This window comes from Synechococcales cyanobacterium T60_A2020_003 (genome assembly GCA_015272205.1).
Classification (GTDB): Bacteria; Cyanobacteriota; Cyanobacteriia; order RECH01; family RECH01; genus JACYMB01.
On the sequence record JACYMB010000180.1, the window covers coordinates 1 to 3,663 of the forward strand.

The 3,663-nt window shown below is 51.8% G+C and carries 3 protein-coding genes; 1 reads left to right on the forward strand and 2 read right to left on the reverse strand.

Annotation, left to right across the window (positions count from 1 at the left end; all coding sequences use genetic code 11):
• Positions 1-413: 413 nt before the first annotated feature.
• Positions 414-1,634: a geranylgeranyl reductase gene (chlP, locus tag IGR76_09375; GenBank protein MBF2078714.1), complete on the reverse strand. Its 1,221-nt coding sequence runs from the start codon at positions 1,632-1,634 to the stop codon at positions 414-416.
• A gap of 696 nt (positions 1,635-2,330) precedes the next feature.
• Between chlP and IGR76_09380 the strand changes: the two genes are divergently transcribed.
• Positions 2,331-3,500, forward strand: a complete 1,170-nt coding sequence (locus IGR76_09380; protein MBF2078715.1) for a DNA double-strand break repair nuclease NurA — start codon at positions 2,331-2,333, stop codon at positions 3,498-3,500.
• Positions 3,501-3,533: 33 nt separating this feature from the next.
• Here IGR76_09380 and IGR76_09385 read toward each other — a convergent pair.
• On the reverse strand, positions 3,534-3,663 hold a 130-nt coding region (locus tag IGR76_09385; GenBank protein ID MBF2078716.1), incomplete at its 5' end, for a hypothetical protein.

Here is a 3,663-nt window from a genome sequence, read left to right on the forward strand (position 1 = left end):
ACTGAAGGAAACGCCTTATTCTCAATACGGTGTGCTTCTTGCTGTGACCAATTACAATTTATTTTCGGTGGATTCATCCATTCCGAGTCTTAAAAATATCAAGAAAAAGAGGTTGGGTATTAGGTCAATGCAGACCTTAAGGGCGATTGAGTATTGATTTGGGCTAACGTCGGTTTCAGTTCAAAATCGCCTTCCAAGGGAGAGATTTTTGAGGGTTTCACGCTCTATCGAGGGAAAGAATTCGCAGTGCCTCCCCCTCGGCTGCGAATGGGTATGCTCCGACGTTTTTGTGCATGCAGCGTACGGGATGCCCATGGGAAATGCCGCCGCACCCATGTATCTAAAAAAAGCCGCACTTCCCAGGAGAAATGCGGCACCTTAGAGGATGTTTTGAACAGAGGGGAGGAAAGAAATTAGGGAGCTAGAGCACTACCGCGCAACAAGCTTCCAATGGTTTTGGCCGTGATTTTGATCTGAACCAAAGGATTTGCCGGAACCACCGTCTTGTACAAATAGCTGTCAAAAGTCAGCTTCTGTACATCGCGATCCGCGCACATTTCTACAAACGCCTCACGGGTTGCATCCGAGCGATAGAAGACTCGCTGGAGAACATCCAGCACCTTGTAGGTCAAACCATACTTAGTATCCCAGCGCTTCAGGTAAACCTTCAGCTCATCTTCCGTGGGAACCCGCTGACCGTTGTTGGAATACTCCACGATCGTTTCGGCACACATCCGACCGGACTTCGCGGCAAAGTAAATCCCTTCACCGGAGGACTTCGTAACGTAGCCCGCTGCATCGCCCACTAGAGCTACACGACCCACGACACGACGCGGACGGGGATGCTCAGGAATGGGGTGCGCTTCTACCTTGATAATGCTGCCGCCTTCGAGCTTACGGGCTGCCCGTGCCCGGATTCCAGCCTGCAAGTTCTTGATCAAGGACTTGTTGACCTTCATCGTGCCTGTACCGACCGCAACGTGGTCGTACTTGGGGAATACCCAGGCGTAGAAGTCCGGGGAAACATCCGTGCCAACGTACATTTCCGCCATATCTTCGTAGAAAGCCATCTTGTCTTCAGGAAGACGAATGCGCTCTTGGAAGGCGATCGCATAGTTGTAGTCACCCGCATCGATGGCCTTTGCCACGCGAGAGTTTGCCCCATCCGCACCCACAATCATGTCTACCTGGAGGGTTTTGGCTTCCCCTTCGAGGCTGCCATTGGAATGATCGGCGTAGTGGAGGGTGTAAGGTGCAGTGCTGCTAGAGGGAATATCAATGGCGTGAACCGTGCCATTGATAATTTGTGCGCCCAGCTTGCCTGCGCGATCGCGCAAGAAACCGTCCAATACTTCCCGGCGGCACATGCCGATATATTCATTTTGATTTTCTAAATTAATATCCACCTCAATATTTGAAGGCGAAATCATCTTCATGCGACGAACGCGCCGATCGATGATTTCTGGAGGCAGATCAAACTCATTGACCATGCACAGCGGAATTGCGCCACCACAGGGTTTTGCATTATCCAGCTTGCGCTCGAACAAATATGTTTCGATACCTGCTTTTGCTAACGTCTCAGCAGCCGAAGAACCTGCTGGACCCGATCCAACAACAGCAACCCGTAGTGCCAAAGGTTCTCTCCCAAATCTTTAATAAACCTACCGAAAAGCATCGTATCACGGAGTTCTGACCGCTTGAGCGTGCGATCGCCCTCTTGTAATCGAATTGAAATAGAGCGTAACAAATCGCAATCAACTGTCGGCAATCTTGATGCTTGGGCAACAAACCCATCTATGGAACTGTAGAATAAGCGGGACTTTTGTCTAGAGGATTTGGATACTGATTTGCAAGTATCTAACAGGACTTACGCACTCCGTGCGGCGTCCTGAGTCGTTTAGGTGATTTTGCGTGGGTTACATCCGCGCAAAATCGCCCAATTGCCTAAGTCCTGTCTAAAAGGAATTCCGGCGTCTGAAGGTCAGTATTCAGACGCATGGGGATCATCAAACACACCGAGGATCGGAATCCAGTAAATCTCACAAAGTCCTTACGATTGGATCGCTCCCAGTGTCCCTCACAAAGCGCTACAATCGTTCGGGGCTATGAATTGAGTCTCCTTTTTTCAAGAACGTCTGTTTTCTTAACGCTATATTTTTGGCGATCGCCCCAGATTCTAAATCGGGTGATTGTGTCTTATTTCATCGACTTGCTTTGAATTGTCTTTGGTGAACCTTGAACGCTAGTAGGCGAATGTTCGCTGCATTTAGGCGATTGAGCTTTGATAACCTCTGAATTTTCCCTGGTCGTTACTCAATCTGCTTCTGGCTATGCCACTGAAACCGTCTCAAATCCGTCAAATCCTCAGTGCCAAGCGTGAGGACTTTAGCGCTTTTGACCGTGAAACGCTCAGTATTCTCAATAAGTATCGGGATGCGCTGAACGAAGTTTCCCACCTATCACCGGACGACATCGAATCCCGATTGGGAGATGCGTTGGATGTGGGCGCACGCCCCCTAGAGTCACTTGCGAAGACGGCGCATTGTGTTTTGCCGTGCAAGCTATGCTGGCCCAACCGAGAGCAAAGTTTGGCCTGGGTGCGCGATCGCCTTACGGGCGTTACCACCTTTGCAGTAGATGGCTCCCAGATCTATCCCAGCAAGGACCTTTCAATCCCGATTGCCCTAGTGCAGATTGGCTGGTTCGAGAATCTCCACCTGCCCACGGGAAATTACGAAAAGGATGTCGAACTCGACGTGATGACCCCTCAGGACTTACAGGTGGGCGACATGGGTCTGGCCGATCGGCGGGTGAACATGCGCCGCTTCCAAATGGAAACGGAGAAGCTCATCTCCTACATGGAAGCCCATCCGAATCCTGATAATCTGCTGGTGTTTCTGGATGGGTCGCTGGTGGCTAGCTTTGCTGATGCCTTTGACATCGAAAGCCGCAAATTCTACGTGGATTGCCTGGTGCGATTGTTGAAAACTAGCGAAGACCATCGCGTTCCCCTGGTTGCTTACATTGCTACATCGTCCGCAGACGACCTTACTGGAATGCTGCGTCACCTGATGAGCCTGCCCGAATCCCAGCACATCCACGATGCCCAAATTCTCAGCAAGTTCATGAACTGGGGCGATCGCACTCCCCTCTTCCTCTGTCAGCGCCCTGGCATTCTGGCGGATTACGGAGCCTTCCGCAACCGGATCGCGTTCACCTATCTCAAGACCACCCGCGAAGGATACCCTGCCCGCTTAGAACTGCCCCTTTGGATGCAGGAAGAGCCAGGTCTGATCAACCGTGTCATGGATTGGGTGCGCGGCGAAGTGATTGTGGGTGGTGGCTATCCCTACGTGATTGAAACGGCAGATCAGGTGGCCGTGCTCCAAGCCGAGGATCGGCAGACTTTCTACCGAATCCTGCAAGACTGGGCGGATCAGGAACATCTGAATCTCCGGTTCTCACCCAAGATGGTGAGCAAGGCTCGGCGGCGAGCGTAGAGGGTTCTGGTCTGAACGGTCAACCCCAGGGACTTAGGGCAGAACCGCAATACACTCAATTTCGACCCGGACATCCTTGGGCAGTCGGGAAACCTCGACGCAGGCACGGGCAGGGGCGGTGGCCTCATCGAAGAACTGAGCGTAGACTGCGTTCATGGCGGCG

Coding starts and splice junctions, on each gene's coding strand:
- IGR76_09380 (MBF2078715.1), top strand. CDS start 2,331: ATGCCACTGAAACCGTCTCAAATCCGTCAAATCCTCAGTGCCAAGCGT.